At 44.2% G+C, this 22,678-nt stretch carries 30 protein-coding genes; 10 read left to right on the forward strand and 20 right to left on the reverse strand.

The window, feature by feature from the left end:
- The 5 genes from V7K67_RS08615 to V7K67_RS08635 form a co-directional block, all read right to left on the reverse strand.
- Positions 1-661 (reverse strand): hypothetical protein (locus V7K67_RS08615; protein ID WP_335166040.1); only part of this gene is annotated, 661 nt, incomplete at its 3' end.
- Positions 658-2,076, reverse strand: coding sequence for a hypothetical protein (locus V7K67_RS08620; protein ID WP_335166042.1), 1,419 nt, complete (start codon positions 2,074-2,076; stop codon positions 658-660). The genes V7K67_RS08615 and V7K67_RS08620, both read right to left, overlap by 4 nt.
- Positions 2,042-2,299, reverse strand: coding sequence for a hypothetical protein (locus V7K67_RS08625; protein ID WP_335166044.1), 258 nt, complete (start codon positions 2,297-2,299; stop codon positions 2,042-2,044). The genes V7K67_RS08620 and V7K67_RS08625 overlap by 35 nt, the downstream gene beginning before the upstream one ends.
- Positions 2,296-2,721: a hypothetical protein gene (locus V7K67_RS08630; RefSeq protein ID WP_335166046.1), complete on the reverse strand. Its 426-nt coding sequence runs from the start codon at positions 2,719-2,721 to the stop codon at positions 2,296-2,298. Before V7K67_RS08630 ends, V7K67_RS08625 begins: the two co-directional genes overlap by 4 nt.
- A 36-nt stretch (positions 2,722-2,757) precedes the next feature.
- Positions 2,758-3,696 (reverse strand): major capsid protein, encoded by a 939-nt coding sequence (locus tag V7K67_RS08635; protein WP_335166048.1) that lies wholly within the window; start codon positions 3,694-3,696, stop codon positions 2,758-2,760.
- 250 nt (positions 3,697-3,946) lie between these two features.
- Between V7K67_RS08635 and V7K67_RS08640 the strand changes: the two genes are divergently transcribed.
- Positions 3,947-4,318 carry a hypothetical protein gene (locus tag V7K67_RS08640; RefSeq protein ID WP_335166050.1) on the forward strand — a complete coding sequence of 124 codons (372 nt, stop codon included), beginning with the start codon at positions 3,947-3,949 and terminating at the stop codon, positions 4,316-4,318.
- A 93-nt stretch (positions 4,319-4,411) separates the two neighbouring features.
- Positions 4,412-6,769, forward strand: a complete 2,358-nt coding sequence (locus V7K67_RS08645) for a pentapeptide repeat-containing protein (RefSeq protein ID WP_335166052.1) — start codon at positions 4,412-4,414, stop codon at positions 6,767-6,769.
- A gap of 40 nt (positions 6,770-6,809) precedes the next feature.
- On the opposite strand, the gene V7K67_RS08650 is transcribed toward V7K67_RS08645, so the two are convergent.
- From V7K67_RS08650 to V7K67_RS34315, 4 genes are all read right to left on the reverse strand, one after another.
- The gene (locus V7K67_RS08650) at positions 6,810-7,037 is read right to left on the reverse strand and encodes a hypothetical protein (protein WP_335166054.1); all 228 of its coding nucleotides are present in this window, start codon (positions 7,035-7,037) and stop codon (positions 6,810-6,812) included.
- A gap of 134 nt (positions 7,038-7,171) precedes the next feature.
- A complete protein-coding gene (locus V7K67_RS08655) occupies positions 7,172-7,423 on the reverse strand; it encodes a hypothetical protein (protein ID WP_335166056.1) in 252 nt (83 codons plus the stop codon).
- Positions 7,416-7,769, reverse strand: coding sequence for a hypothetical protein (locus V7K67_RS08660; protein WP_335166057.1), 354 nt, complete (start codon positions 7,767-7,769; stop codon positions 7,416-7,418). Before V7K67_RS08660 ends, V7K67_RS08655 begins: the two co-directional genes overlap by 8 nt.
- Before the next feature lie 28 nt (positions 7,770-7,797).
- The gene (locus V7K67_RS34315) at positions 7,798-7,872 is read right to left on the reverse strand and encodes an HNH endonuclease (RefSeq protein ID WP_442943792.1); all 75 of its coding nucleotides are present in this window, start codon (positions 7,870-7,872) and stop codon (positions 7,798-7,800) included.
- A gap of 15 nt (positions 7,873-7,887) precedes the next feature.
- Here V7K67_RS34315 and V7K67_RS08665 point away from each other — a divergent pair, with 15 nt between their 5' ends.
- Complete coding sequence (locus V7K67_RS08665; protein WP_335166059.1) at positions 7,888-8,028, forward strand: hypothetical protein; 141 nt, start codon at positions 7,888-7,890, stop codon at positions 8,026-8,028.
- Here the strand turns inward: V7K67_RS08665 and V7K67_RS08670 are convergent.
- From V7K67_RS08670 to V7K67_RS08685, 4 genes are all read right to left on the reverse strand, one after another.
- Positions 8,009-8,233: a hypothetical protein gene (locus V7K67_RS08670; protein WP_335166061.1), complete on the reverse strand. Its 225-nt coding sequence runs from the start codon at positions 8,231-8,233 to the stop codon at positions 8,009-8,011. The genes V7K67_RS08665 and V7K67_RS08670 overlap by 20 nt on opposite strands.
- Before the next feature lie 165 nt (positions 8,234-8,398).
- On the reverse strand, positions 8,399-9,145 hold the full coding sequence (locus V7K67_RS08675; RefSeq protein ID WP_335166063.1) for an ERF family protein: 747 nt from the start codon (positions 9,143-9,145) through the stop codon (positions 8,399-8,401).
- Positions 9,146-9,311: 166 nt separating this feature from the next.
- Positions 9,312-9,548, reverse strand: coding sequence for a hypothetical protein (locus V7K67_RS08680; RefSeq protein ID WP_334731123.1), 237 nt, complete (start codon positions 9,546-9,548; stop codon positions 9,312-9,314).
- A 58-nt stretch (positions 9,549-9,606) separates the two neighbouring features.
- Complete coding sequence (locus V7K67_RS08685; RefSeq protein WP_335166066.1) at positions 9,607-10,374, reverse strand: hypothetical protein; 768 nt, start codon at positions 10,372-10,374, stop codon at positions 9,607-9,609.
- Positions 10,375-10,552: 178 nt separating this feature from the next.
- Here V7K67_RS08685 and V7K67_RS08690 point away from each other — a divergent pair, with 178 nt between their 5' ends.
- From V7K67_RS08690 to V7K67_RS08700, 3 genes are all read left to right on the forward strand, one after another.
- A complete protein-coding gene (locus tag V7K67_RS08690; protein WP_335166068.1) occupies positions 10,553-10,879 on the forward strand; it encodes a hypothetical protein in 327 nt (108 codons plus the stop codon).
- A 236-nt stretch (positions 10,880-11,115) separates the two neighbouring features.
- Positions 11,116-11,289 (forward strand): hypothetical protein, encoded by a 174-nt coding sequence (locus tag V7K67_RS08695; protein ID WP_335166070.1) that lies wholly within the window; start codon positions 11,116-11,118, stop codon positions 11,287-11,289.
- Complete coding sequence (locus tag V7K67_RS08700; protein WP_335166072.1) at positions 11,286-11,606, forward strand: hypothetical protein; 321 nt, start codon at positions 11,286-11,288, stop codon at positions 11,604-11,606. Before V7K67_RS08695 ends, V7K67_RS08700 begins: the two co-directional genes overlap by 4 nt.
- A gap of 45 nt (positions 11,607-11,651) precedes the next feature.
- On the opposite strand, the gene V7K67_RS08705 is transcribed toward V7K67_RS08700, so the two are convergent.
- Positions 11,652-12,053, reverse strand: a complete 402-nt coding sequence (locus tag V7K67_RS08705; protein ID WP_335166074.1) for a hypothetical protein — start codon at positions 12,051-12,053, stop codon at positions 11,652-11,654.
- A 161-nt stretch (positions 12,054-12,214) separates the two neighbouring features.
- Between V7K67_RS08705 and V7K67_RS08710 the strand changes: the two genes are divergently transcribed.
- The 4 genes from V7K67_RS08710 to V7K67_RS08725 all read left to right on the forward strand — a co-directional run bounded on the left by V7K67_RS08710 (position 12,215) and on the right by V7K67_RS08725 (position 19,432).
- Entirely contained in the window at positions 12,215-12,973 is a 759-nt protein-coding gene (locus V7K67_RS08710) for a DNA-damage-inducible protein (RefSeq protein WP_335166076.1), read from the forward strand.
- Complete coding sequence (locus tag V7K67_RS08715; RefSeq protein WP_335166078.1) at positions 12,970-14,160, forward strand: hypothetical protein; 1,191 nt, start codon at positions 12,970-12,972, stop codon at positions 14,158-14,160. The genes V7K67_RS08710 and V7K67_RS08715 overlap by 4 nt, the downstream gene beginning before the upstream one ends.
- A gap of 36 nt (positions 14,161-14,196) precedes the next feature.
- The gene (locus V7K67_RS08720) at positions 14,197-14,724 is read left to right on the forward strand and encodes a GIY-YIG nuclease family protein (RefSeq protein ID WP_335166080.1); all 528 of its coding nucleotides are present in this window, start codon (positions 14,197-14,199) and stop codon (positions 14,722-14,724) included.
- A 475-nt stretch (positions 14,725-15,199) separates the two neighbouring features.
- Positions 15,200-19,432 carry a chemotaxis protein CheB gene (locus V7K67_RS08725; protein ID WP_335166082.1) on the forward strand — a complete coding sequence of 1,411 codons (4,233 nt, stop codon included), beginning with the start codon at positions 15,200-15,202 and terminating at the stop codon, positions 19,430-19,432.
- A 291-nt stretch (positions 19,433-19,723) separates the two neighbouring features.
- Here V7K67_RS08725 and V7K67_RS08730 read toward each other — a convergent pair whose 3' ends face one another.
- From V7K67_RS08730 to V7K67_RS08755, 6 genes are all read right to left on the reverse strand, one after another.
- A complete protein-coding gene (locus tag V7K67_RS08730) occupies positions 19,724-19,939 on the reverse strand; it encodes a hypothetical protein (RefSeq protein WP_335166084.1) in 216 nt (71 codons plus the stop codon).
- A 175-nt stretch (positions 19,940-20,114) separates the two neighbouring features.
- Positions 20,115-20,867, reverse strand: coding sequence for a hypothetical protein (locus V7K67_RS08735; protein WP_335166086.1), 753 nt, complete (start codon positions 20,865-20,867; stop codon positions 20,115-20,117).
- 27 nt (positions 20,868-20,894) lie between these two features.
- Complete coding sequence (locus V7K67_RS08740) at positions 20,895-21,578, reverse strand: hypothetical protein (protein WP_335166088.1); 684 nt, start codon at positions 21,576-21,578, stop codon at positions 20,895-20,897.
- Positions 21,559-21,702 (reverse strand): hypothetical protein, encoded by a 144-nt coding sequence (locus V7K67_RS08745; RefSeq protein WP_334731105.1) that lies wholly within the window; start codon positions 21,700-21,702, stop codon positions 21,559-21,561. The genes V7K67_RS08740 and V7K67_RS08745 overlap by 20 nt, the downstream gene beginning before the upstream one ends.
- A complete protein-coding gene (locus tag V7K67_RS08750; protein WP_335166090.1) occupies positions 21,699-22,307 on the reverse strand; it encodes a hypothetical protein in 609 nt (202 codons plus the stop codon). Before V7K67_RS08750 ends, V7K67_RS08745 begins: the two co-directional genes overlap by 4 nt.
- Before the next feature lie 87 nt (positions 22,308-22,394).
- Complete coding sequence (locus V7K67_RS08755) at positions 22,395-22,673, reverse strand: hypothetical protein (protein ID WP_335166092.1); 279 nt, start codon at positions 22,671-22,673, stop codon at positions 22,395-22,397.
- Between the last annotated feature and the right edge of the window lie 5 nt (positions 22,674-22,678).

Here is a 22,678-nt window from a genome sequence, read left to right on the forward strand (position 1 = left end):
TACTTAATGTATTTGTGTTCGGATTGTAAATTGCTGCGGTTGTTGAATTATAAGGTACACAAAATACATTTCCATTAGTTAATAATACGCCTCCAACAAAAGCACCACTACCAGGATAAGTGCCACTAGGAGTACTTAATGTATTTGTGTTCGGATTGTAAATTGCTGCGGTTGTTGAATTATAAGGTACACAAAATACATTTCCATTAGTTAATAATACGCCTCCATAAAAAGCACCACTACCAGGATAAGTGCCACTAGGAGTACTTAATGTATTTGTGTTCGGATTGTAAATTGCTGCGGTTGTTGAACCAGAAGGTACACAAAATACATTTCCATTAGGCAATAATACGCCTCCAATAAAAGCACCACTACCAGGATAAGTACCGCTAGGAGTACTTAATGTATTTGTGTTCGGATTGTAAATTGCTGCGGTTGTTGAATTATAAGGTACACAAAATACGTTTCCATTAGGCAGTAATACGCCTCCAACAAAAGCAATACTACCAGGATAAGTACCGCTAGGGGTACTTAATGTATCAGCTAAATTCCCGTAGTTTATATTTCTTACTGCAATATAATCAGAAATAGGTGATAAAGGAAAATACTTATTTCTTAATCGGACTTTTGCCGAATTAGATATTAATTGTATTGCTCTCATACTGTTAATACCCTTGCTCTAATAGTTGCGGTTTCGCTATTTGCGGCAGGAGTAAAAGCCCCGCTAGTTACTAAATAGCCAAACAAAGAAGTAGAAGCAGGGGCAAATTGCAGATTTAAGTTATCTATTTCGAGAACCACTGTACCTCCACCAGTTGCCAGTACAGCACTTCCTAGAGATATTCCTGTAGGAGTAAGAATTGATGCTCTATCACCTGAAGGTAGAGAAAAAGCTCCATTATCTGCGATCGCACTTGGGGGTGTTACCGAATACAAATAAAGCATAAAAGAACTCATACCAGCCGGAATCGCAGAGATATTAAAAATAATATCTATCGAGGTCAGAATAATATTTGCATTAGCAACTCCAACAATATTTGGAAGGCTAAAAGCGGCACCATAAACATCATTGGCTGTATAGGGCGTAACATTAGCAGCACGCTGTATTGTTGCAGTGCTAATAAATCCTCCACTAGTTACAGTAATAGTGGATAGCGGAGTGAGTGCGGTAATTTGACTGGCAGGCAAAACTACTGGAGTACTAGCAGAAGAAAGTGCCTGACCTAGTGTTGGAAATCTAGTACTAATTAATAGCCAAATTGCTGAAAGCCACCCGAACCACCCCGCCCCTCCAGTAGGCATTGTTGCCCCCGCGACTGGAGTACCAATAGCAGTATTTAAGTTTGATAAATAAGTGCTATCTGTAGTATCTAAATTGGCAGTAACACTCCAAATACCTACCTGTCTTGCACCGATATTTTCATTTGCCCTTTCAATATTTGCGCTTGTGGGGGCAGATCCTAAAATTGTGCCGAGCGAAAGATTTAACCAAATAGCTGTGACTGATGGGGTACTACTATTGGCATCTAATATGCCAACTCTGGCAAGTAAATCACCAATTGAATAACCTGTGCCTGAAGTAAGCACATCATAGAAATCAGTTATTGTATCTTTATCGGTGCTAGCTAATGGGTGCAGTCCAGCACCGGGAGTTGCGGCAGTCCCGGAAGGATCTGTGAAGGCTACGGTTATCGCCCCTGCGCCTTCATTTATCAAGTCACGCCGAACATAAAAAGCCCCACTATTATCTGTCCAGATTGTCGATGCGATATCAATTTGTGCTTTTATTGCATCCCTTACCTGCTGTAAGGTCGTATCGGTCGCTGCACCAATTGGCAATGGCAGATTTGCAGCTGATACTGGCTGAGTTACGCCGCTACCATCTGTTTTTAAGCGATCGCCAACTGTTGCAGAAGGTAGGCGATCGCGTATCGCAGTTTCTAGGGTAATTTGGCTTTGTTGGTTGGTGGCAGAGGCATCCCCGCCACCGCCTCCGCCTCCGCCAAAAGAGGTGATCACATTGCCGTCAGCGTCAACGACGTTAACCTTCTGATACGCCGTCTCTTGGTACGTCATTTCGTTTAGATTTGGTAGTGGACTGGGCTACTGGATCGGGTACAAGGATCGTAGGTGCAGGCTCGTGCAAATCCTCAACTTCTGAATCTGGTGCAGCAACGGACTGCACCAATACAGGCGGCTCTTTGAGCCATCCTGCTCTAATCCATCCCGGTGCATCAATGGCAGCAATCTCACGAGTGCGCTTTCCATCTGGACTGTAAAGAGTTACTGGGGCGCTCATGCTGCTAAAAACGCTCCATAATTCAAGTTGCCAGGGCTGCCAGTTTTGGTAGCTTTGGCGCGAACATAAATAATGTTGGTGTAGCTAGCGCTAGGAAGATTTTTCTCGACCCATTCACCGCTTAATGGAATTTGGAATCGGTTGGCAACTCCTGTGGGGATAACAGTGCCAACGGGGACAAAAGTTGAGTTATCGGCAGAAGCTTCAATGGTGATTGCCCATTGTGCTGTCCCGGCTGCATATCCAGTGTGAGCAGCGACATCTACCACGGCTTTGTAGTAGCAAAGTTCGGCGACATTTGTGTTACTGATCGCAGTCTCAGCAGTGGTAGCACTGACGGCAATTCCAGCCGTGAAATCGCGCAGAATCAAGCTTGCATCAAGCAAGATCGCACGGCGATTGGCAATAGTTGAACGAGCCATATATTTAATCCTGAAAAATTTTTCAACAATGAGATATCAGCTAATCGGAGGGGCGTTGGTGATCCCATACAACCGAGCCGCCGCACGACCGTGATAGACAGCGATCGCTGTGTACCAATCCACCCGTGTTCTGTATACGGGCTTTGTATCCAGTTCACCCAAGTCACGGGAAGAAACACCAAAGACTCCATCTACAGCGCCTTGCAGCCCATTGAGCATCATTTCTTTGAAGCAAACGCAATAAATGCTCTGGCATTGAGTGCTGGAAGTTCCATCAGGACTAATTTCAGTGAAATCCATGATGGTGTTGCCGTTATTGTCGTAATCGGCGATCAGGATTGGCAAGCCGTTATAGTGCATGACGCGATTGCCGAACTCATCTTGACTAAAGTCAACATCGCCTGCGATCGTTCGATTTCTAATCGCCTGGTTTAATGTTCGGCGGGCTGACTTACCCATGATTAAGTGTGTGGGTGTGTCTACTTGGTCAATCAGCCAATCTAATTTGGTAAGTGAAAGCGGCCCACCGGCATCGTTGTTGGAAATTAGTTGCGATCCAGTCAGGCGCACTTGCAACCCATCAAATCCGCGTGGATTGATAGTGGAATCGCCTTTAATGAAGTTGTAAGTCCATGCCAGTGCTAGGGATTTTATCTTCTGCATCTCATGTACAGAACGCACTTGCATCCCTTGCATATCAATAATGGCGCGGTCTACGTCTAAGTCGCCGCCGAAGATTTTTAGTGCCTCTGACTGAGGATTGAGAACGCCTACCGATTCCGCGTAACCTTCATTTACACCACGGAACCCCACGCCTGGGAGCTTATCTTCGCGGTTGTAGTGCTTACCAGTCCCCACAACATCCTCAAAAGGAATGGCGCGGAGGATGTCGCTTGATGCCGCATATTCTTCAATAATCGTTGCAGTTTGAACAGAGGGAGCAATTTTTGCTGCCTCCAAAAGAGTCATTGCCATGATCCTGATGCCAAGGGAAGAGTTTATTGCTGTTCGCCATCGGCATCACGCCTACGACTAATGAATTAATGGATTGCTGAATCACTCAGTCAGTTCTTATCTATTGAATTCCCAACGCTCTTGCCCCAAAGCCCTTGAGGTTACTCTGGGAATTTAAGGGTATAGAGAAAAAGCGATTATCCCTAAATAAAAACACCACCCAACTGGGTGGTGTTATAGATGACTGTGGGCAGATAGGAAGGATGTTGCGATGGCAGAAGCGCCATCTGTGCAGCATGAACAAATTCTTACAAACGCCGAGATATTAAATATTCTAGATGCTGCAAATCTTGGGATTTGTCCAAGCCTTGAAGCGATCGCAGCCCTGCTAGAAACACCTCATGCGCGTTCACTCATGGGTGCAATTACCAATAACCCACAGTGGGGTATCAATTTATCAGATTACTCAACAGTCCCGCAAGAAATAGCTCAAAATTCTAAATTGCGATCACAACGTGAAACTAAGCTCAAATCCTATGCGGCGATGGGAGAATGCCCACCTGACGAATTTCTCCTTGAATGTCTTAGTGACCCGGTGTTGAAGATTCAACTTAAACGAATGGGATTACAAAAACTTTGGTAAATATTCTCATGCAACAAGAAGGAATATCTGACGATTCCTGAATTGAAAGCGGCGAGCGTGTAGTAAAATTTGCTCACCTCCATCAAATGGAACATGGCTTTAGATTTCTCTGGTCAAAATCTCCGAGGACGCAACTTTAAAGGTAGGAAAGACCTTGTGGGTGCAAATTTCAGCTATGCCGACATCCGAGGGGCAAACTTTACGAATGCTAATCTGACACGGGCAAACTTCAGTCATGCCAAAGCGGGAGTCCAACTGCATTGGGTAATTGGTTTAGTTATTGTCTCGTTCTTATTATCAGGACTCTCAGGATTTTTCTGGGCTGTCAATGGTTACTTTGTGTCGCAGATATTTAGCTCATCCAGTAGAAACCAGCAGATTGACGGCTGGGTTGCTCTAATCACATTGATTCCCTTTTTCTTCATCACGATTCGCCAAGGAATAATAGCTGGTTTAGGAGCCTTAGCCTTCGCCTTAGCCTCCGCCTTCGCCTTCGCCTTAGCCGTCGCCTTAGCCTTCGCCGGAGCCTTCGCCTTAGCCGTCGCCTTAGCCTCCGCCTCCACCTTCGCCTTCGCCGGAGCCTTCGCCGCAGCCTTCGCCGCAGCCTTCGCCGGAGCCTTAGCCGTCGCCGGAACCTTCGCCATCGCCGTCGCCGGAGCCTTAGCCGGAGCCTTAGCCGGAGCCATCGCCGTCGCCGTCGCCTTCGCCTTAGCCGGAGCCGTCGCCTTCGCCTTCGCCTTCGCCTTCGCCTTAGCCGGAGCCTTTGCCTTCGCCTTCGCCGTCGTCTTCGCCTTCGCCTTAGCCGGAGCCGTCGCCTTCGCCTTAGCCGGAGCCGTCGCCTTCGCCTTCGCCTTCGCCTTAGCCGGAGCCTTTGCCTTCGCCTTCGCCGTCGTCTTCGCCTTCGCCTTCGCCTTCGCCGGAGCCTTTGCCTTCGCCTTAGCCGGAGCCGTCGTCTTCGCCTTCGCCGTCGTCGGAACGTTATTTAGTATCTACATCGGCTGGCGAGCCATGAAAGGAGATCAAAAGCACTCCTTAATTCGCAATTTGGCTGTTGCCTTTGCTGCAACAGGAGGTACAAGTTTTCGTAGCGCTGACTTAACCAGTGCTGATTTCACCCAAGCCACACTCAAAAGTACAGATTTGAGAAACGCAATCCTTTTCTGTAGCCGTTGGCATCAAGCCAAAATGCTTGACCGTGTTCGGACTGACTCAACTTATCTTCAAAACGAAAAAGTACGTCAACTGCTGGTTACAGGACAGGGACAGGACAATAACTTTGATGGTCAAAACCTGCGAGGTATCAACTTACAAGCAGCTAACCTAGCAGATGCCAGCTTTATTGGGGCTGATCTCAGTGAAGCCAATTTACAAGATGCCGATTTGTCAAGAGCAAGGCTAAAGCAGACGCAACTTGACGGCACTAACTTTACAGGTGCAACACTCACAGGCGCGTACATTGAAGATTGGGGGATTACAAATACAACTAAATTTGATGGGGTTAGATGTGAGTACGTTTATATGCGGCTGCCCACAAGAGAAAACCCTGACCCGTTTCGCAAGCCGGATAACAGACAAGAGGTTTTTGCAGATGGGGAGTTTGGCGATTTTATTCAACCAATTTTTGACACACTCGACCTCTACCACAGCCAAGGTGTTGACCCAAGGGCGATCGCAATTTCCTTTAAGCAGTTAGCAGAGAATCACCCCGATGCCGAATTAGAAATTGTGGCAATGGAGAAACGGGGAGAGGATAAGTTTTTGCTTCGTGCTAAAACGGCAGCTACAGCTGACAAGTCCCAACTGAGTGCAGAATATTTTGATATTTATAATCAACTCAAAGCTTTGGCAGAACAAGAAGTTAAAGCATTAATAGCAGAAAAGGATAGCAGAATTTCTGATTTACAAAAGATGATAACGACAGCACTACAACGTCCTAGTTTTTATTCAAATATCCAAGTAGGACAGGTAAGTACTATGACTAGCAATCCAGGTGGTTTTTCAGTTGGTGGTTCTGTAGGCGGCGATATCAGAAACTTGCAAGGCGATAACAACCGCGCAATTCAAGGTGACAATAACCAAGGTGTGCTTGGTGATGGTAATCAGGTGACACAACAAAATCAAGTGGGTGCAGATACCGGAGAATTGCTCACTAAAGAGGATGTTGTCAAGTTACTGGCAGAACTTGAAACTTTAATTCAAGGTGCAGAACTCCCAGCAAATACTAAAGAAGAAGTAATTGAAGATTTGAGTGCTGCCAAAAAAGCCACAGATAAAGAAGAACCGAATAAAAATCGAGCATTAGAGCGTTTGGGATCTGTGGCAGAAACTCTTGAAAAAACAACTAAGACTGTAGAATCTGGTCAGAAAATTTGGACAGCAGCCAAGCCAATAATTGTGAAAGTTGCAATCTGGCTGGGTGCAGCGGCGGGTTCTCACCTGTTGGGGTTGTAGGATTAGCAAAATGAACCAACCTCCACTTCAAAACTCTGATTTACAACAAAATAGGTAGGGGAAAGTTTTGTGTAGATGGAGAATTTATTGATTGCAGCAATTCCAAATTCACCATTGTTGGAAAATTTTTCATAACCCCTCTGGCGAATGCGATCGCTTGTTTCCAACGCAACTGAACAGGCGACAAATCTATACATACAAGCTTTTTGGCGATCGCCCTCCAGTTCTCAATCCAATGAGGAGAAAGCATACCTGAAAAATTTTTCATAACCCCGCCCCCAAGCACAACTTAACAAGAGTGAAAAATTTTTCATGAATGGGGAATGAGGATTGGTGCTAGATTTCTTAATCCTCGACCCCAACAAAAAACCACCCGACTGTTGGGTGGCTGCTGATATATCCTTAATTCTTATTTTGGTTTCTGCTCAGGTGATGCAGTTCCGACACTGCATTCTCCAAATGCCTAATCACCTCATCAGGTGGTGGTGACTGTTGACGATATCCCCAGCCTGCTAATGCCTCCAACAGGTCTTGGAACGAAAAACCCTCTTGATCCAACAGTCCAATCAAATCTTCCACAAAATTAATCAGCCCTTCTCTTCTGGTATCTCGCAAAGCATTGCGAATTGAGATTTTTTGCTCAGAATCAATCATGTTGGGACTCCTCTAATTGTTCAGTTAAGACGGCTTTGTTATTTTGATGAATCTCAACAAGTGATTTTTCGTAGTTGATTTCGTTTTCTAACTTTTCTAATGACGGCAACTCGATCTCAGACTCTTTAAGCTGGTCTGTGTCATACCCCTGGTCATCAAGCAGCACAGCATAAATCCATCCTTTGCCCAAGTCGAAAGCCCTTCTTGTCCCTGGTGATTGGTATTCAATCCCAATAATTCGACCCTGTTTTACCAGTTGCCCGAAATGATATTTGGGTTGTGACCAATGGCTAGGAAAGCGAATACAGGATTTCTCGGCAATAATTTCTGGTGTATCTTCTGGCATGGCGTTACCTCGTTTTTGATTACAGCCGCTAACTTGCTAGGCGTAAATTATCGGTTTTGTTACTCCCAGCTTTTGAAAGGGGAATGTAGTGGTCAATGGTCATCGTCTCTGGTACTAGATGGCACTCACACCAGAAACATCTGTTTCCGTATTTGTCAATGAGGCGTGGAAGTTTATCGCGTCTAGCCTTTCTGTACAAGCATTTATGTCGGCGCAAGAAGCAGCAGTTATCCATCTCACTAACCATGCTTTTTTCTAGCTGATAGTGTTGCTTTAACAAGGTCACAAACTGTATCCACAGAGTAAGAATTAACAAGGGCGTAATTCACCAAACCGTCCAGCACTTCATCAAATGTGAAACCTTGGTTTTCAAGGAAGGTCATGACTTGCGCCAAACTGCTGCACACAAAATCGTGTCTCTGTTCCTTGAGTGCGATTTCGAGTGTTTCTGTTAGTTGGTTCATGACTCTCTCCTGTCAAAACCCTTGCAAGCATGTTCTCGTGTGCAGTCGTTATTGGCGGCAATCGCTCTCAGGGTAAAAAAATGTATGAGAAATAGAGCAGCGCACAAAGCTGCTGAAAAATTTTTCATCTTCCTAAATTCTGTTGTTGGTAAAATCTTGGTGAAACTATGCCCTAACCGAAGCAGGATGTGTTTGTTGAACGTGCTGCATCCACTGCTTGATTGCTTCCAATTCCTGATATCCTTGGGCAACCACGCCAGTTACGTGTTTGAGGTAACTGTTTTGAGCATGGTTTGGATGGTCAATTTTATCAGCAGCCCAAGCCAAGCACATAGTTTTGATTAATTCATCAACCAAACTCACCTCAAGCTGACTAGGGCGTTCAGCATTCTGAAATTGCAACCATTCCACAATCAAATCTCGCGGGTAACTTAAGATTTCACGAATTTGTTTAACTCGTAAGTCTTGCGGATGTACTACAGTTTTTGCCGTTCCATTGGTAGAACCTTTTAACTGCAATCGTCCTTTAGTTTCGGTGTTTTTTTCTGACGCGGCGTTACCATCGTTATCCTCATCAGCGACTACGCTTAGAATTGCACACAAGCTATAACGTCGCGCATAGGTCAGAGCAGAACCAATTTTTTGTGGATCGCTCGTTTCTGGCAAGGGAAAAACACTGCAAGTATTTTCTCCCGAATCGTGGTAGAGCCTTGTTTCCAGTACAGTTTTGCCATCAACAATTCCAACCAATTGAATTATCGTTAGCCCATGAGCATTAAGAGCCGGGGTAACAGCATCTAACACCGAATCTAAATCGGCGTACTGTGATTTGTAATGAGGGTTGGTTTTATTTTTGTGAATTGGCTGGAATTCAGCTTTAGCTTTGATGAGTGCAGAAATTAGTTTTTGCATTTTTCACAAGTCCTCCTTGGTAAAACTGTACTGTTCACCAAATCCGACTTTGCGAACAATAAAATTCCCTATCTGTAGTCCAAGTTCTGCTTGTGCATATTCGCTTGCATCTTCAAAGTCGTAAAATTCACAATCAATAACCAACTTTCCATCGTTTGTGAAAATCTTAAACATCTTCCACACTCCCACACAAAGATGCTACAGCGTTGAAATATTTCCGCAAATACTCGGCTTCTTCACCCTTAAAAAATAAAGTTGTTGGATTCCCTTCACTGTCAGACATTGAGAGGTGAATTCTGACACCTTGAGTCTGTTCTCTATCTACGATGTAACTTTTCTTTGCCTCTAAATCAACGTAGGCGATCGCATTCAAATTAATTACCAAATTTCCAACTTTCAACATGATTACGCCTCATTCATGAAAAATTTTTCAGGTGGACAATTGCCCACCCCCAAACAAGTTACGCTGCAACCAGTTCCATGCTTTCGGAGGCCGCGGGATAATTCTTTAACCGCTCCCATTCCAATGCGCTAAGTTCGTCAAACGGCTTATCCAGTAACTCTTCAAGGCTGACTGCACAGGTTAAGATTACTTGCTCCAGCCGTTGCCCCAAAAAGTTTTCTACAGCTATTTGGTGTTTGCATTTGACCGAGCGGTAATGACAATCAGCACATTCGCAGCGCTCCGACAGTTCTAGGTGATTGGGGCGAACGACATAGTAATGGTCATTTTCACAGTTATGCACCACAAACTCATCACCGTGTTGCTCTAACACAACAATAGTTGCAGCCCGTTCTTCTCGTGTTGTTAAAACTTGAACTGGTTGTGCTTGGTGAAGAGTTAATGCACCTGCAACATACTGGGATTTGACCCAATCAGTCGCCTCACAGTAAAGCGTAGAGCGGTAAACCTCAACCCCAGAAACAGACACATACCAAGGGTTTGAAGAGTTGAACGCATCATGGGAAAGTTCAGCGATGGTAATACCCTTAACGGTGACTTCAAAGTTGTAAAACCCGTCAATGTCGGTGAAAGTTACGTTATCTTCAGTTTTGGGAAAATCAATTTTTAAGTCAGCGTCAGCGATTTTTACTGGCTGCTTTTCTAGAATGGCCTCAACACATTTTACACAAGCGGGGTACTTTGGCTTTGATTGAGTTTCACAAATTGCCCACAGTTGAGGGCGCTTTAGGGCTTCTAGTTGCTCACGGTTATATACTTGATTCATAGTTATCCTTTTCGGGGTGACTTGATAAAAGGCGATCGCAGTGATTGGTAGTCGTGGCGATCGCTTTTTTAATTGGCTTCCGGTTTCTCTTCCGCCTCATATATCTAATGTATCCCATTTGTTTCCCTTTAGTCAACCAAACGGGAAACAAAACACAAAAGACTGGGAAACGGGTGCTATGCTTGATTTACAACTGGTTTTAAGGATTGATATGGTAAGAGCAAAAAGCACGCAAGACAACGAAAAAGATGTTCGTCTGGCAGCACGAGCATCAAGCGGGTTTCAAATGCAATTTAAAGCCAAAGCTGAATCTGTAGGGCTAAACATCAGCGAAGCATTGCTAAAACTGGCAGAGAAATTTGTGAAAGGCGAAATTTCTCTAGACGATGAAGAGAACGGGGATCGCATCAATAAATTAGAGCGAGAGATTGCCGAAATAAAGCAGCAATTGGAAAGCGTTAAGGAATTTCGCCAGGGGGAATTAACAGCCTCAATACAGAAATAAAAGTGTTGAGGCAAAAATTACAAAAAGTACTTTTGATTGTGAAGGAAGACCCGCCCCCACCGACTAGGTAAGGCGGGTTTGTTGTTTTACAAATTAATTGTATCCCAATAGGGAAACGAATGGTATTATCAGATAAGCGATCACCTTTGCTTGCACCAGAAGCGATCGCACCAAACGCGAATCACATTTGTCGCAAGCACTTGTTATTCGCAAGACTGAGGCGCGAGGGATAAAAGATGGCAAGCACCGTCCAATATCAGTTGGTAACGGACTGCTCTAATGGGTCGCGGCGGCTGCCGTCTTCCTTCAACCTTCAGTTCTCACGCTTTATTGCGATGCCTGCGGCGGACTGCGCCAAAGCATTTGGAATCAGAAGAGTGCGATCGCTCATAATAATGGAGATTTTATGACTCAAGATAGGCCAGATAGATTAGACCGGATAGAAGCGACATTAGAGCGTGTGTCACAGCAACTTGATAATCAAGTGGTGGTGAATGCTGATTTGCGACAAACATCTACTCAGTTACAGGAGTCAGTAGTCCAGTTGCAGGAGACTGTAGGCGAGTTAACTAGCTCGGTTAGTTCTCTGATTGGCATTGCTAACCAGCACCAGGAAAACTTTATGGTGCTAGTGACAGAAATCCGGGATATCCGCACTGATATGCGAGAAATGCAATCTGAAATTCAGCAAATCTTGACCCGCGTTGAACGGCTTGAAAACGAGTAGAGCGATCGCCCTCGACTAATGGCGATCGCTTTGCTCCCAACGGATCTACTTGTAGTTGTTAAGGTCAGCAAGCTTTTGCTTGAACTTCTGTGCCTCATCGCATTTAGAAGATCCCGGCTTGAGTTCACAAAGTTTTGACATGACATTAAAACCAAGCATATCACCCATTCTTTTGTTTAAAATTATCGTCTCCTTCCATGCGGCTTGGGCTTTAACTGTCAAATATTCGCACTGACTTTTTTGGCGATATTTAATTATGCACTCTTTGTACTCTTGAGCTAATTGCTCAATCTCAAGACTATTTTGTTTCTCCAGTATTTGTAAATCCTCATAAGTCAAATCCGCGCTAATGAGCGGTTGTTTACTAGGTGATGACGATCCCCCTTGTGACGAACAGCTGGTGAGAACGCAAATAGTAAAAGCAGTGGCTAAAAATATAAGTTTCATTTGGAATAGAAATTTTGGTCTGTGTTTATGACACCCAAAATTGGACTGTGTTTAACTGATCCCTGAAAAATTTTTCATAAACCAGACCGCTCAAGAAAAATATCAACCCCTGTCATTGCATTGGGGTTAATTCTGTTCGCCTATACAAAGGAGATAAGGCAATGAATAGAGAATTTACGCTTGAACTTGCTCAACAGTTGCACGACAGCAACCAGATTATAGATTTTGATTGGGCTTGGCAGGTGCTTGGGTATAGCCGGAAAGACAGCGCCAAAAGAACACTAGTTAGTTACTTTGAGCGAGATTTAGATTATTTCGTACAGCCTCCAGAGGAATCGCCAGAAGCCTTACCCCATGATATTTTCCACATTGAGGTGGAGAATTCAAAACCGGGTAGACCCACGGAAAATATCTACTTAACAGTGGAGTGCTTCAAAGAAATGGGGATGCTGTCCAAGAGTGAAGAGGGCAAGCAGATCCGAAAATATTTTCTGACTTGTGAAGCTATAGCCAAACAATCGGTAAAAGTAATTCCGCAGTTACTAGAAAAGTTTGAACAACAAAATCGGGTAATTGAAGAACAAGGTAGAGCGATCGCCCTCCTCCAATCCCAAATAGAAAACCTGCTACCGATATCAGCCGACTTCATACCGCCTGGATGGGATACGGATGTCTGGGAGAAATTACCGTCACAGGATAAGCGACATTTTCGGTTTATGTTCCGCCGTCGTCAGTTCCGTCCTGGTAATGAGGTTGAAGTAAGAGCATTGCCTGCTATCACCAGCCATCAGATAAGACTTATTCAGAGGGCTGAGATTGAACGACTGATTGGTGAGGTATCAGAGGAAGAAAAACAGAGATTTGATGCACTAAAACAGCAGGTGTTGAAGCAATATCGCTCGTTTGGAGGTGAGTCATGAGTGCAGCATTAGCATCAAAACAATCATTATCAAAATCATCAAGCGATCGCAAGTCAGAATCACCATACAAGAGGCTTCACGTGATTATTCCGATAGAAGACATGCTTTGGGCTTCACAGCAAAAGTCCTCGGTCACTCAATTGTGGCAGGAATGTTGGACATCTGACCCCTACGGTTCTCGGTGGATGCCGTTGACCACAAATCTGGGTTACAGCACTTTCATTCAAGCCAAGAAAATCTTGTCTGAAAGTGGGCTGTTTATTTTCAAGCCTGACAAGTCGATACAAGACGGGCGGGAAACTGTGGGCTGGATTGTGCGGAATTTACACGGCAGCAGAATGAAGGATTTTTGGGAGGAAGTAGATTCTACAAAACTTGAACCCTCTGCTCAAAAACAACAACCAAATTCTGAAGATAAAGAAATAGATGCTGGTTCTGAAGAAATGCGTGCTTCAAATCAAGCACCTATCTCAGGCAAAACCCACTCAGAGCAAGGGTTACAGAAACCCTCACAAACTGCTCAAGAACACATCACAAACTCTTCAAAAGAGTTTGTGATGTGTGTCTCTTCCACGCCAAACGAGATTTCGCTTGGTGACGAGACGGCGATCGCACCCTTGGGGGGTGCATCGCCTCAGCTTGTCGAAAGCGTGGAAGAGAAGAAAGAGGACTTGCCTATGGCAACTGACTGCACAACGCTAGCGCTTGTAGATTCTGTACAGGGTCAATCTACTTCGTTGTCAGTAGAAAATGAGATTTCTGGCGAGGAAGTGAGAGACTGTCATGAGGGCTTTTCTTCCGCCGCGCCATCCGTGCTGACGAAGCAAATTCTTACAAATAGTGAGATATTGAATATCCTAGAGAGTGCAAATCTGGGGATTTGCCCCTCCCTTGACGCAATCGCAGTCCTTATGAAAACGCCTCATTCTCGATCACTCATGGGCGCAATTACCAATAACCCACAGTGGGGCATAAATTTATCAGATTATTCGACAGTTCCGCAAAGTTCTAAACTGCGATCACAACGTGAAGCGAAGCTCAAATCCTTCGCAACTAGACAAGAACAACCCCCGTCCGACTTTCTACAAGAATGCCTTGATGATCCATTGCTCAGAATCAAACTGAAGAGATTGTCTCTTACTCATAAATGGAATATTCAGGACTTGTTAAGTGCAAAAACTTTGTAGACTGCGACTGGGGGTATTGTTTTCAAGGAGCAACACATGATTGATTGTAGCAAAAACGCAGGATGGATTTACTTGATCCATGCCCAAGGAACAAAGCGCTATAAAATAGGTCGCTCGGTTGAACCCATTAAAAGGCATGAAACTCTAAAAAATCAGTCTCCTTATCCATTGAAAATCGTAAACAGCTTTTACACAATCCATGCTGTGTCCGATGAAAAACAATTACATGATTTAAATCAAATGGAAAGAGTTCATGGTGAGTGGTTTGAGTTTGAAGAGGAATCTCTTATTACTTTTCTGCCAATCACTGTAATAGATGTTACTACCGATATTTTTGAAAAAATCCGTGAACTTGATACAGTTGGTATTTATAGAAAAAAATTATATGACAGGCTTCTAGACAATTGTCTTAGAAAAGCTACGGACAATAATGACTACTACGAATTATTTACAATTGTATCTACACTTTTAGAAATACTAAAAGCCCAGGTTTCTATACAGGAGATATATTCTTATACTCTTGGATACTTAGACGCCGCTTACTTAAAGAAAAAAAATTCTTAAATTCAAGCCACGCCTATCCAGTGATGGAGTTAATAAAGTGCAACCCGCAGTGGGGTATCAATTTGTCGGATTATTCCACAGTCCCGCAAGAAATAGCTCAAAATTCTAAGTTGCGACAAGAGCGACTCAATCGACTTAAATCCTATGCAGCGATGGGGGAATGTCCACCTGAGGAATTTCTACAAGAATGCCAAAGTGACCCAGTGTTAAAGATTCAACTCTCAAGAATGGCTTCGCTTAAACTTTGGTAACTATTCTCATGCAAAAACCGGAAAATTAAAATTGTTTAGAGTTTATATTTGTTGGATATTCAGATAAATATTTTTTTGTTTTTCATAAATAAAATTAGGGTGCTGTTAAGAAAGTAGCGAAAGCCAAAAAATATATTTTCTTCCTGCCTCCTACTTTTATTTGGTAAACCAACTTAAAATATAAACCTTAGCCGCCAAAGCATTGCGGTACTAAACTTCATCCTATGACATCCGATCAACCCTCTGAGCAACCTGTATCTGAATCTACCGCTAATGAAGTGTTCGACGCAGAGCAACAAGACAATAAAGATACTTTATTTCCCATCGTTGGCATTGCCGCCTCAGCGGGTGGATTAGAGGCATTTACGCAGTTACTCAGGCATTTGCTTACCGATACAGGGATGGCATTTGTGCTGATTCAACACTTAGCTCCTAACCACAAGAGTCTGTTGAGCGAGATTCTGGCAAGGACAACTCAAATGCCTGTCACTGAAGTGCGAGACGGCGTGACTGTAGAACCTAACAAGGTCTACATTATTCCGCCTAATACCAAGATGATCTTGTCTGGTGGCGTGTTGGAACTCACGCCGCGAGAGAAAGTTCATGGTAAATATATGCCTGCTGATGCATTCTTTACTTCATTGGCAGCAGATCTAGGGCACAAAGCGATCGCAGTAGTTTTATCTGGGGCGGATGGAGACGGTTCACTGGGGCTGAAGGCAATCAAGGCAGCTGGAGGCGTGACTTTTGCCCAGTGTGAAGACACAGCAAAATTCGATAGTATGCCCAATACTGCTGTTGCCACCGGGAATGTGGATTTTGTGCTACCGCCGGAAAAAATCGCCGAGGAACTGGTAAACCTCAGTCGCAATCCTTTTATTTCTAACTCATTGCCACTGATCGCCGTTGAGAAATTGCCCGAACAGGGAAATGCCCTGGCGACTATATTTGTATTATTGCGATCGCAAACTGGCGTTGACTTCAGGCACTACAAGCCTAACACCCTCGATCGCCGAATTCAGCGGCGAATGCTGTTGTATAAACTAGAACGCTTGGAGGATTATGCCCAGTATTTACAACAGAATCCGGTTGAAGTCAAGGCGCTTTCTGAAGAAATTCTGATCCACGTCACCTATTTTTTCCGTGACCCCGAAGCATTTCAACTGTTGAGAGAGCGAGTCTTTCCTACCATCATGCAAAACAAGTCGGCAGAGTTGCCGATTCGGATTTGGGTGGCGGGGTGTTCGACGGGCGAGGAGGTCTATTCAATTGTCATCTCCTTGCTGGAGTTTTTGGCGGATAAAGTAACCCAGTTGCCGCTCCAAATTTTTGCCACAGACATCAGCGAGAGGGCGATTGACAAAGCCAGATCCGGCATTTATGCAGAGAATCAAATGGTGGAGGTTTCACCAGAGCGCCGCCGCAGATTCTTTAATGCCATTGAGGGCGGTGGATATCAGATTAGCAAAGCTGTCCGCGAAGTGTGCGTGTTTGCCCGACAAGACTTGGGCAGTGACCCCCCTTTTTCCAACTTAGATTTAATTAGCTGTCGGAATGTACTGATTTACCTGGGCGAAGCGTTGCAAAAACGGATACTGCCGATCTTTCATTACAGTCTCAACCCGACTGGCTTTCTGCTGCTAGGGACTTCAGAAAGTACAGGTAAATATTCAGACTTGTTTACTCCCATTGACAAAAAGTATAAAATCTATACCAAGAAATTAACCGCAATTCGTCCAACTTTTTCGTTCGTTACCAGCAATTATCCGATGGTAAAACTGGACGAACCTAAGAGGGTGTTTAAGAATCCATCGGATGAGTTTAACTTAGAGAGAAAAACTGACCAACTGATTTTGAATCGCTATGCCCCAGTGGGTGTAGTGATCAACGACAAGATGGACGTGCTGCAATTTCGAGGAGAAATCGCTCTCTACCTCAAACTTACACCTGGGAAAGCGAGTCTTAACTTATTCAAAATGGTGCGCTCCGGCTTGCTCGTCGAGCTACGCGCTACAATTTATCAAGCACAACGGCAAAAAATTCTAGTTAGAAGAGAAGGGTTACCGATTGAAGAGGGCGATCTTTCAAGAATCGTCAATATTGAGGTGATTCCATTCCAGTCTTCCACTGACGAAGAACTCTACTTTCTGGTTTTATTTGAATCAGCCCCACCCACGGTTAACAACCTCACTCCGGTAAATTCTCAAAGCTCAGAGCCGGGAGATATAGACCGTGAGATTGTTCGGCTCAGGCAGGAACTCGCAACCGCCCAGCAAGAGCGAGCTGCGACTCTTGAGTATCTGCAAGCGGTGATCCAAGAGCAGGAGCATATCAATCAAGACCTGAAAGTTGCCAATGAAGAAATCCTCTCTAGTAATGAAGAGTTACAAAGCACCAATGAGGAGCTAGAAACTGCCAAAGAAGAGATTCAGTCAACCAACGAAGAACTCAACACAACCAATGAAGAACTTCGCTCTCGAAATCTGGAATTACACCAAGTAAACAACGATCTCACGAATTTGCTTGCCAGTATCAATATTCCCATTTTGATATTGACTTCGGACTTACGCATTCGACGTTTTACGCCAATGGCGCAACGGCTTTTTAATTTAATTCCTGCCGATGCGGGACGACCCTTGAGCGACATCAGAACGAATCTCGATATTCCTGACTTAGAAGCTCTAATTTTGGAGGTACTTGACACACTCAGCATCAAAGAATTAGAAGTCCAAACCCAAAGGGGACATTGGTACAACCTCCGCATCCGTCCTTATCGCACTAAAGAAAACCACATTGACGGTGTAGTCTTAGTGTTAATAGATATTGATGTTCTCAAACGCAGTGCAGTAACCTTAGAACAAGCCCGGAATTACGCTGAAGCGATTGTGGAGACGGTACAAGTGCCATTAATTGTGCTTGATTCTGATTTGCGGGTGAACAAAGCCAATCGCTCGTTTTATGAAACATTTCAGGTTTCACCATCAGAGACAGCCCAATCTCTGATTTTTGAACTAGGAAACGGTCAATGGAACCTGCCGGGACTGCGATCGCTCTTAGAAGACATTCTCGCCAACGATACCAGTATTCAAAACTTGGAGGTAGAGCATCACTTTGAGCAGATTGGACAGAAAACCATGCTGCTCAATGGTTGGAAAATTATTGAGCAGGGAGAGGCTCAAATGATTTTGCTGGCGATTGAAGATATTAGCGATCGCAAACAGTTAGAGTTAGAGCGGTCTAAGATTATAGCACAAGAGCAGTCAGCCCGTCAACAGGCGGAAATTGCCAACCGAGCCAAAGATGAATTCCTGTCGAACCTCTCCCATGAACTTCGTAACCCGCTCAATACTATACTGGGCTGGACGCAACTTTTCCGCACCCGCAATTTAGATTCAGAAGCAGTCACTCGTGCCTGGGAAGTGATCGAGCGGAGTGCTAAAGTGCAAGCTCAGTTAATCGATGATATGCTGGATGTCTCACGGATTACGAGTGGCAAGCTTCATTTAAATACTCGTCTAATTGATCTAGTTTCAGTAGTGGATGCCGCGATTGAGTCTGTCCAATTGTCCGCAGAGGCGAAAACCATTCAAATTGTTTCAGACTTGAACTCGGCGACGGTTGTCGGAGATTTTGATCGCTTACAGCAAGTTCTGTGGAATTTACTTTCTAACGCGATTAAGTTCACTCCAGCCGGTGGGCGAGTGGGAATTATGCTCGAAGCTGTATATACTCATGCTGAAATTCGAGTCAGCGACACAGGAATTGGCATCCGGTCAGACTTGCTGCCTTATGTGTTTGAGCGCTTCCGCCAAGGAGATTCCAGCAGCAGCAAAACAACTCAGGGACTTGGATTAGGCTTGTCAATCGTCCGTCATCTTGTAGAACTTCATGGTGGAACAGTTCAAGCGCAAAGTCCAGGCGAGGGACGAGGAACCACGATCATTGTCAGGCTGCCTCTGCGCTCAATGCCGTTGGAGATTACACCGCCAATTTATTTAGAGCCGATCATTTTGTCAGAGACTCTGGACACATTAGATGGTAAAAATCCACCCCTTACCCTTGAAGGGTTATGCATTTTGGCTGTAGACGATCAAGCGGATAGCCGCGACTTACTAAAGTGGATATTAGAAGACTTCGGGGCTGAAGTAGTAATTGTGACATCGGCAAGGGAAGCGATCGCTACTTTAACTGAATCTCCTGGCAAATATGATGTGCTTCTAGCAGATATTGGGATGCCAGAGGAGGATGGTTTCTCCCTGATTCGTCAGGTGAGAGCGCTTGAGGCTCTTGCTGGGGGACAAATTCCAGCAGCAGCAATCACTGCCTATGTCAGCGAGCAAGAGCGGCAGATGGCAATTGATGCTGGTTTCCAAATGCATCTAGCTAAACCGATTGACCTTACTCAATTGGTATTGATAATTGCAATCTTGACTGGACGAGTCACAGATAATTCGTAATTCGTAATTGAGGCTACCGTTGTCAAATATAGCACAATCCGCTTGGGTTAAGAAGAATAGTAGGTTGGCTTGAGGAACGAAACCCAACACGAGCAAGGAATGAGGATTATCTGTGGCTGGCATAGAAGAAGAGTGTTTGCGATCAGAGCAATATCATTCTGCCACGAACAAATTTTCCGTGAAAAAGAAAGTAATTTGAGTCAATCTCAAGCAATTCCGAAAAATGTGTGTTTAATTGGGGATGAACATGTCTAAAAGCAGATGGCAGTCACTATCTGCTTTTTAAGACTCCTAATTGTAATGACCAAGTAGGAGATTGATAGTTGCTAGTTCTTTAATCGGCTTATCTTCTTGGAGTTTTTGAATTAACTTCTTTGCTTTTTCTGGTTTCTTGAGCTTAAACCACTGATGGGCAAAGGTTTGAATCTGTTGGTCATCAAAATCTGCTACTTCAACTTCAACAAAGCTCTTAAAGATGTATTCTCTAGCAGCAATTCGGCAAGTCACAACAATTTTTCAATCCAAAATAAGAAAGCATACCTGAAAAATTTTTCATAACCCCGCCGCCACAACTTAACAAGAGTGAAAAATTTTAACTAGGGTTACAACCAATGCAAGACAGGCTATGCCTGCAATCACTGTTTGACCCTAGAATCCCCTGAATTCAATTCCGGGGAGTGTGTCACTGAATTCCCAGTTGTCTGGCCCTTGCCAAGCGATCGCTGCGGCTGCTGATCTGCATGACTTGCTCTCGTACCATCGCACCGTTTTGGCTACCCTGGCTTCGCGTCATGCCACCGCCAGCGCCGTTGTTTACTGGGTCAAAAAGTGCCGCCGTGGGCCCACCAGATCGCAATTTCAACATCAAATCATCAACAGTGAAGTTAACGCCTTTGGGATCTCTAAGAGGCGTTTTGTCACGAGGGTCAATGATGGTAATTTTTCCCTGGTCATCAAGGACGATGTAATTTGCGGCGCGATCGCGAATCAAGTCAAAGTAGGTATATCCGTCGTCATCTTTGCCAGACTTGCCCCCGGTGGCATAGAAAGATTTTTCTAGGGCGTTGATAATCTGATTTTGCTTGAGGTTTTCTTGCAGCTGCTGAACTTGCTGCACTAAAGTTGCTTCCTTGGCAGTCCAGCGCTCTTTAAGTTCTGAAAAATTACGCTGTTCTTCAAGCTTGCGTTCCTCGTAAGTCTGGGCTAATTTTTCAAGTTCTTGATATTTATTGGGATCAATCCCCTTAATTTTTTCTAAGTTGTCCGAAAGTTCAGTGACTTGAGCTTCTAATTCTTTAGCCCTTTTGGCAGCCTCATCTCTTTCTTTGCGAGTAGCTTGGGCCGTATTGAGGATTTTAGTGATCTCTTCGTCAGAGTATTGCTTAGTTTCAGTGGGAGTTGGAGTTGGATTTGCTGGATCTAATTCAGTAGGCATAGGTAAGCATCACGCTTGTGCGAACGGTTACAGAATTCCCAAAGCAAATTTTAGGGCATCAAATGGAATGCAAATCAGCGCTAAATATCTTCGGGTATGCCAGATAAGCAATAAATTTGACGATCGCCTGACCCCAGAAATTAACCACAAAGAAGCATGAAGATTGATAGCGTGAGTTAGTTCATCTTCAATAATTGGTGCTAACTTTTCTTGCACTTCTGGTGGTACGAACCTCAAAAGCTGCTTGTAAAAACAATGTTGAAAATCTTCGAGGACGCACATAAAAGCTAGGCGATTTTCCCAATTGTAAGAATTGGCAGTGCGAAATCCGAAAAAGATTTTGGCTGACAAGTATCTCGTACTCATCCCGTCCACTTGGTAGGATTCACCGCTAGAATCCCAGTTGACGCAGCCCCAATCAAACGCCGCTTTCTCCTCCCGGCTCATCAGCCCCGCACCGGACATATTTAATTTAGAGCCAGTAAGTTGACAAAATACTTGGGCGTGATTGTACTCAGAAAGCGCTTGCTCCTTTAAGTTATCGTCGAGTCTCCCGTAATAGGCAGGGAGGTTCCTGGCTTCAAGGTAACAACGCCAGCAGTAGAAAAATACACCAATCTCTAACCTTTTTAGTAAAGATAAATAATTAGGAAATAGAGTAATTACTCTGCCTAAAAATAGAGCGATTAAATTATCTATCATCATCATCATCTGGAACACATGGTTGATTGCTTTGAGCAAGAGGTGCGAATATCAAATGCAGTGGCATAATAATGATTGCTGCTACAACTGCACAGAATAATGAAATACCGATTTCTAAAATTTTATTAATCATGAATATCCCAACAAAGTAATTACGTTGCCATTAGCTACAAAGCAAACTCCATCCAAGTAATTACTATTAGCTGGATTTTTCGCAAATATCGAAATCCATTTGTAGGTTGAGTTGATTGTGAGATTGAATTTGCCCCCGGTGTTAGGTAATTGAGCTATTGGGCTAGCTTCTTTTCCGGTCATGCCAGTGTTGGGCGTTGCCGACCATCTATAGATGGCGATCGCATTACTACCCGACTGAATGCTGATGCCAAAGCTAGGCTGGATTATTAAACCTAGATTGGTTTGCGGCGCGTAAAATTGCATCGCCTTACCGCTTCCACCAGCCGATGTTGTGCAATTAGTAGTGCAAATTATCAACCCTCCAAAAGCCGCACCACCAACGCCACCACATTTTAGCCATCTACCAGTACTAGGGTTGTCCGAAGGCAGCAATACTAAATCATCATCGCCAGTAGCGGTGCTTGCATTGATGAAGGTGTACCAGGAAGGTAGCCCATTGGCATCAGATTGGACTTGACGTGAATAACCATCAACCCTCTGGCTAGAAGTTAGAGTTTTCAATGTGGCGATATTGGCGATCGCGTATCCGGTTTGAATAGTCATTTGTAGGAAGGAAGAAGAAAGAGGGAAGGAGGAAGAAGGATGGAAAAATTCTCGTTTCTCCCTTCTTCTTTTTTCCCTCTTCCTTCGCTATCTTGGCATTGCATCAATGATGGGAATTCCGCCCACTGGTGCGACTAAACTCACTTGATCGCCAATGGCGAACACCCCATTAGAAATTGCGCGTGCTGAAAATATTGTCCCTGCGGTATTTTGCACGTTGTAATTTCCTGTAACTGCATCGTAGTTGAGGATTTTTACGCTGTTTTCAAGGATGCGATCGGAAGATTTTTGAGCTAGGATTTGACGTGCTTGATAGGCACTGCGATTGATTGATGCTATTTGGCTCAACGTTTCAATTTCCTGCATAATTA

The sequence above is a fragment of the Nostoc sp. genome, from assembly GCF_036917155.1.
Lineage (GTDB): Bacteria > Cyanobacteriota > Cyanobacteriia > Cyanobacteriales > Nostocaceae > Nostoc.

Excerpts from the sequence above, each read along its gene's own strand:
- V7K67_RS08655 (WP_335166056.1), bottom strand. The coding sequence starts at position 7,423 with ATGATTGATTCTGAGCAAAAAATCTCAATTCGCAATGCTTTGCGAGAT.
- V7K67_RS08725 (WP_335166082.1), top strand. The coding sequence starts at position 15,200 with ATGACATCCGATCAACCCTCTGAGCAACCTGTATCTGAATCTACCGCT.
- V7K67_RS08675 (WP_335166063.1), bottom strand. The coding sequence starts at position 9,145 with ATGCAAAAACTAATTTCTGCACTCATCAAAGCTAAAGCTGAATTCCAG.
- V7K67_RS08745 (WP_334731105.1), bottom strand. The coding sequence starts at position 21,702 with ATGATTAATAAAATTTTAGAAATCGGTATTTCATTATTCTGTGCAGTT.
- V7K67_RS08645 (WP_335166052.1), top strand. The coding sequence starts at position 4,412 with ATGGCTTTAGATTTCTCTGGTCAAAATCTCCGAGGACGCAACTTTAAA.
- V7K67_RS08735 (WP_335166086.1), bottom strand. The coding sequence starts at position 20,867 with ATGCCTACTGAATTAGATCCAGCAAATCCAACTCCAACTCCCACTGAA.
- V7K67_RS08665 (WP_335166059.1), top strand. The coding sequence starts at position 7,888 with ATGGCACTCACACCAGAAACATCTGTTTCCGTATTTGTCAATGAGGCG.
- V7K67_RS08715 (WP_335166078.1), top strand. The coding sequence starts at position 12,970 with ATGAGTGCAGCATTAGCATCAAAACAATCATTATCAAAATCATCAAGC.
- V7K67_RS08700 (WP_335166072.1), top strand. The coding sequence starts at position 11,286 with ATGACTCAAGATAGGCCAGATAGATTAGACCGGATAGAAGCGACATTA.
- V7K67_RS08685 (WP_335166066.1), bottom strand. The coding sequence starts at position 10,374 with ATGAATCAAGTATATAACCGTGAGCAACTAGAAGCCCTAAAGCGCCCT.
- V7K67_RS08620 (WP_335166042.1), bottom strand. The coding sequence starts at position 2,076 with ATGACGTACCAAGAGACGGCGTATCAGAAGGTTAACGTCGTTGACGCT.
- V7K67_RS08740 (WP_335166088.1), bottom strand. The coding sequence starts at position 21,578 with ATGATGATGATGATAGATAATTTAATCGCTCTATTTTTAGGCAGAGTA.
- V7K67_RS08625 (WP_335166044.1), bottom strand. The coding sequence starts at position 2,299 with ATGAGCGCCCCAGTAACTCTTTACAGTCCAGATGGAAAGCGCACTCGT.
- V7K67_RS08755 (WP_335166092.1), bottom strand. The coding sequence starts at position 22,673 with ATGCAGGAAATTGAAACGTTGAGCCAAATAGCATCAATCAATCGCAGT.
- V7K67_RS08670 (WP_335166061.1), bottom strand. The coding sequence starts at position 8,233 with ATGAACCAACTAACAGAAACACTCGAAATCGCACTCAAGGAACAGAGA.
- V7K67_RS08640 (WP_335166050.1), top strand. The coding sequence starts at position 3,947 with ATGGCAGAAGCGCCATCTGTGCAGCATGAACAAATTCTTACAAACGCC.
- V7K67_RS08750 (WP_335166090.1), bottom strand. The coding sequence starts at position 22,307 with ATGACTATTCAAACCGGATACGCGATCGCCAATATCGCCACATTGAAA.
- V7K67_RS08690 (WP_335166068.1), top strand. The coding sequence starts at position 10,553 with ATGCTTGATTTACAACTGGTTTTAAGGATTGATATGGTAAGAGCAAAA.
- V7K67_RS08680 (WP_334731123.1), bottom strand. The coding sequence starts at position 9,548 with ATGTTGAAAGTTGGAAATTTGGTAATTAATTTGAATGCGATCGCCTAC.
- V7K67_RS08635 (WP_335166048.1), bottom strand. The coding sequence starts at position 3,696 with ATGGCAATGACTCTTTTGGAGGCAGCAAAAATTGCTCCCTCTGTTCAA.
- V7K67_RS08660 (WP_335166057.1), bottom strand. The coding sequence starts at position 7,769 with ATGCCAGAAGATACACCAGAAATTATTGCCGAGAAATCCTGTATTCGC.
- V7K67_RS08630 (WP_335166046.1), bottom strand. The coding sequence starts at position 2,721 with ATGGCTCGTTCAACTATTGCCAATCGCCGTGCGATCTTGCTTGATGCA.
- V7K67_RS08695 (WP_335166070.1), top strand. The coding sequence starts at position 11,116 with ATGGCAAGCACCGTCCAATATCAGTTGGTAACGGACTGCTCTAATGGG.
- V7K67_RS08710 (WP_335166076.1), top strand. The coding sequence starts at position 12,215 with ATGAATAGAGAATTTACGCTTGAACTTGCTCAACAGTTGCACGACAGC.
- V7K67_RS08650 (WP_335166054.1), bottom strand. The coding sequence starts at position 7,037 with ATGAAAAATTTTTCAGGTATGCTTTCTCCTCATTGGATTGAGAACTGG.
- V7K67_RS08720 (WP_335166080.1), top strand. The coding sequence starts at position 14,197 with ATGATTGATTGTAGCAAAAACGCAGGATGGATTTACTTGATCCATGCC.
- V7K67_RS08705 (WP_335166074.1), bottom strand. The coding sequence starts at position 12,053 with ATGAAACTTATATTTTTAGCCACTGCTTTTACTATTTGCGTTCTCACC.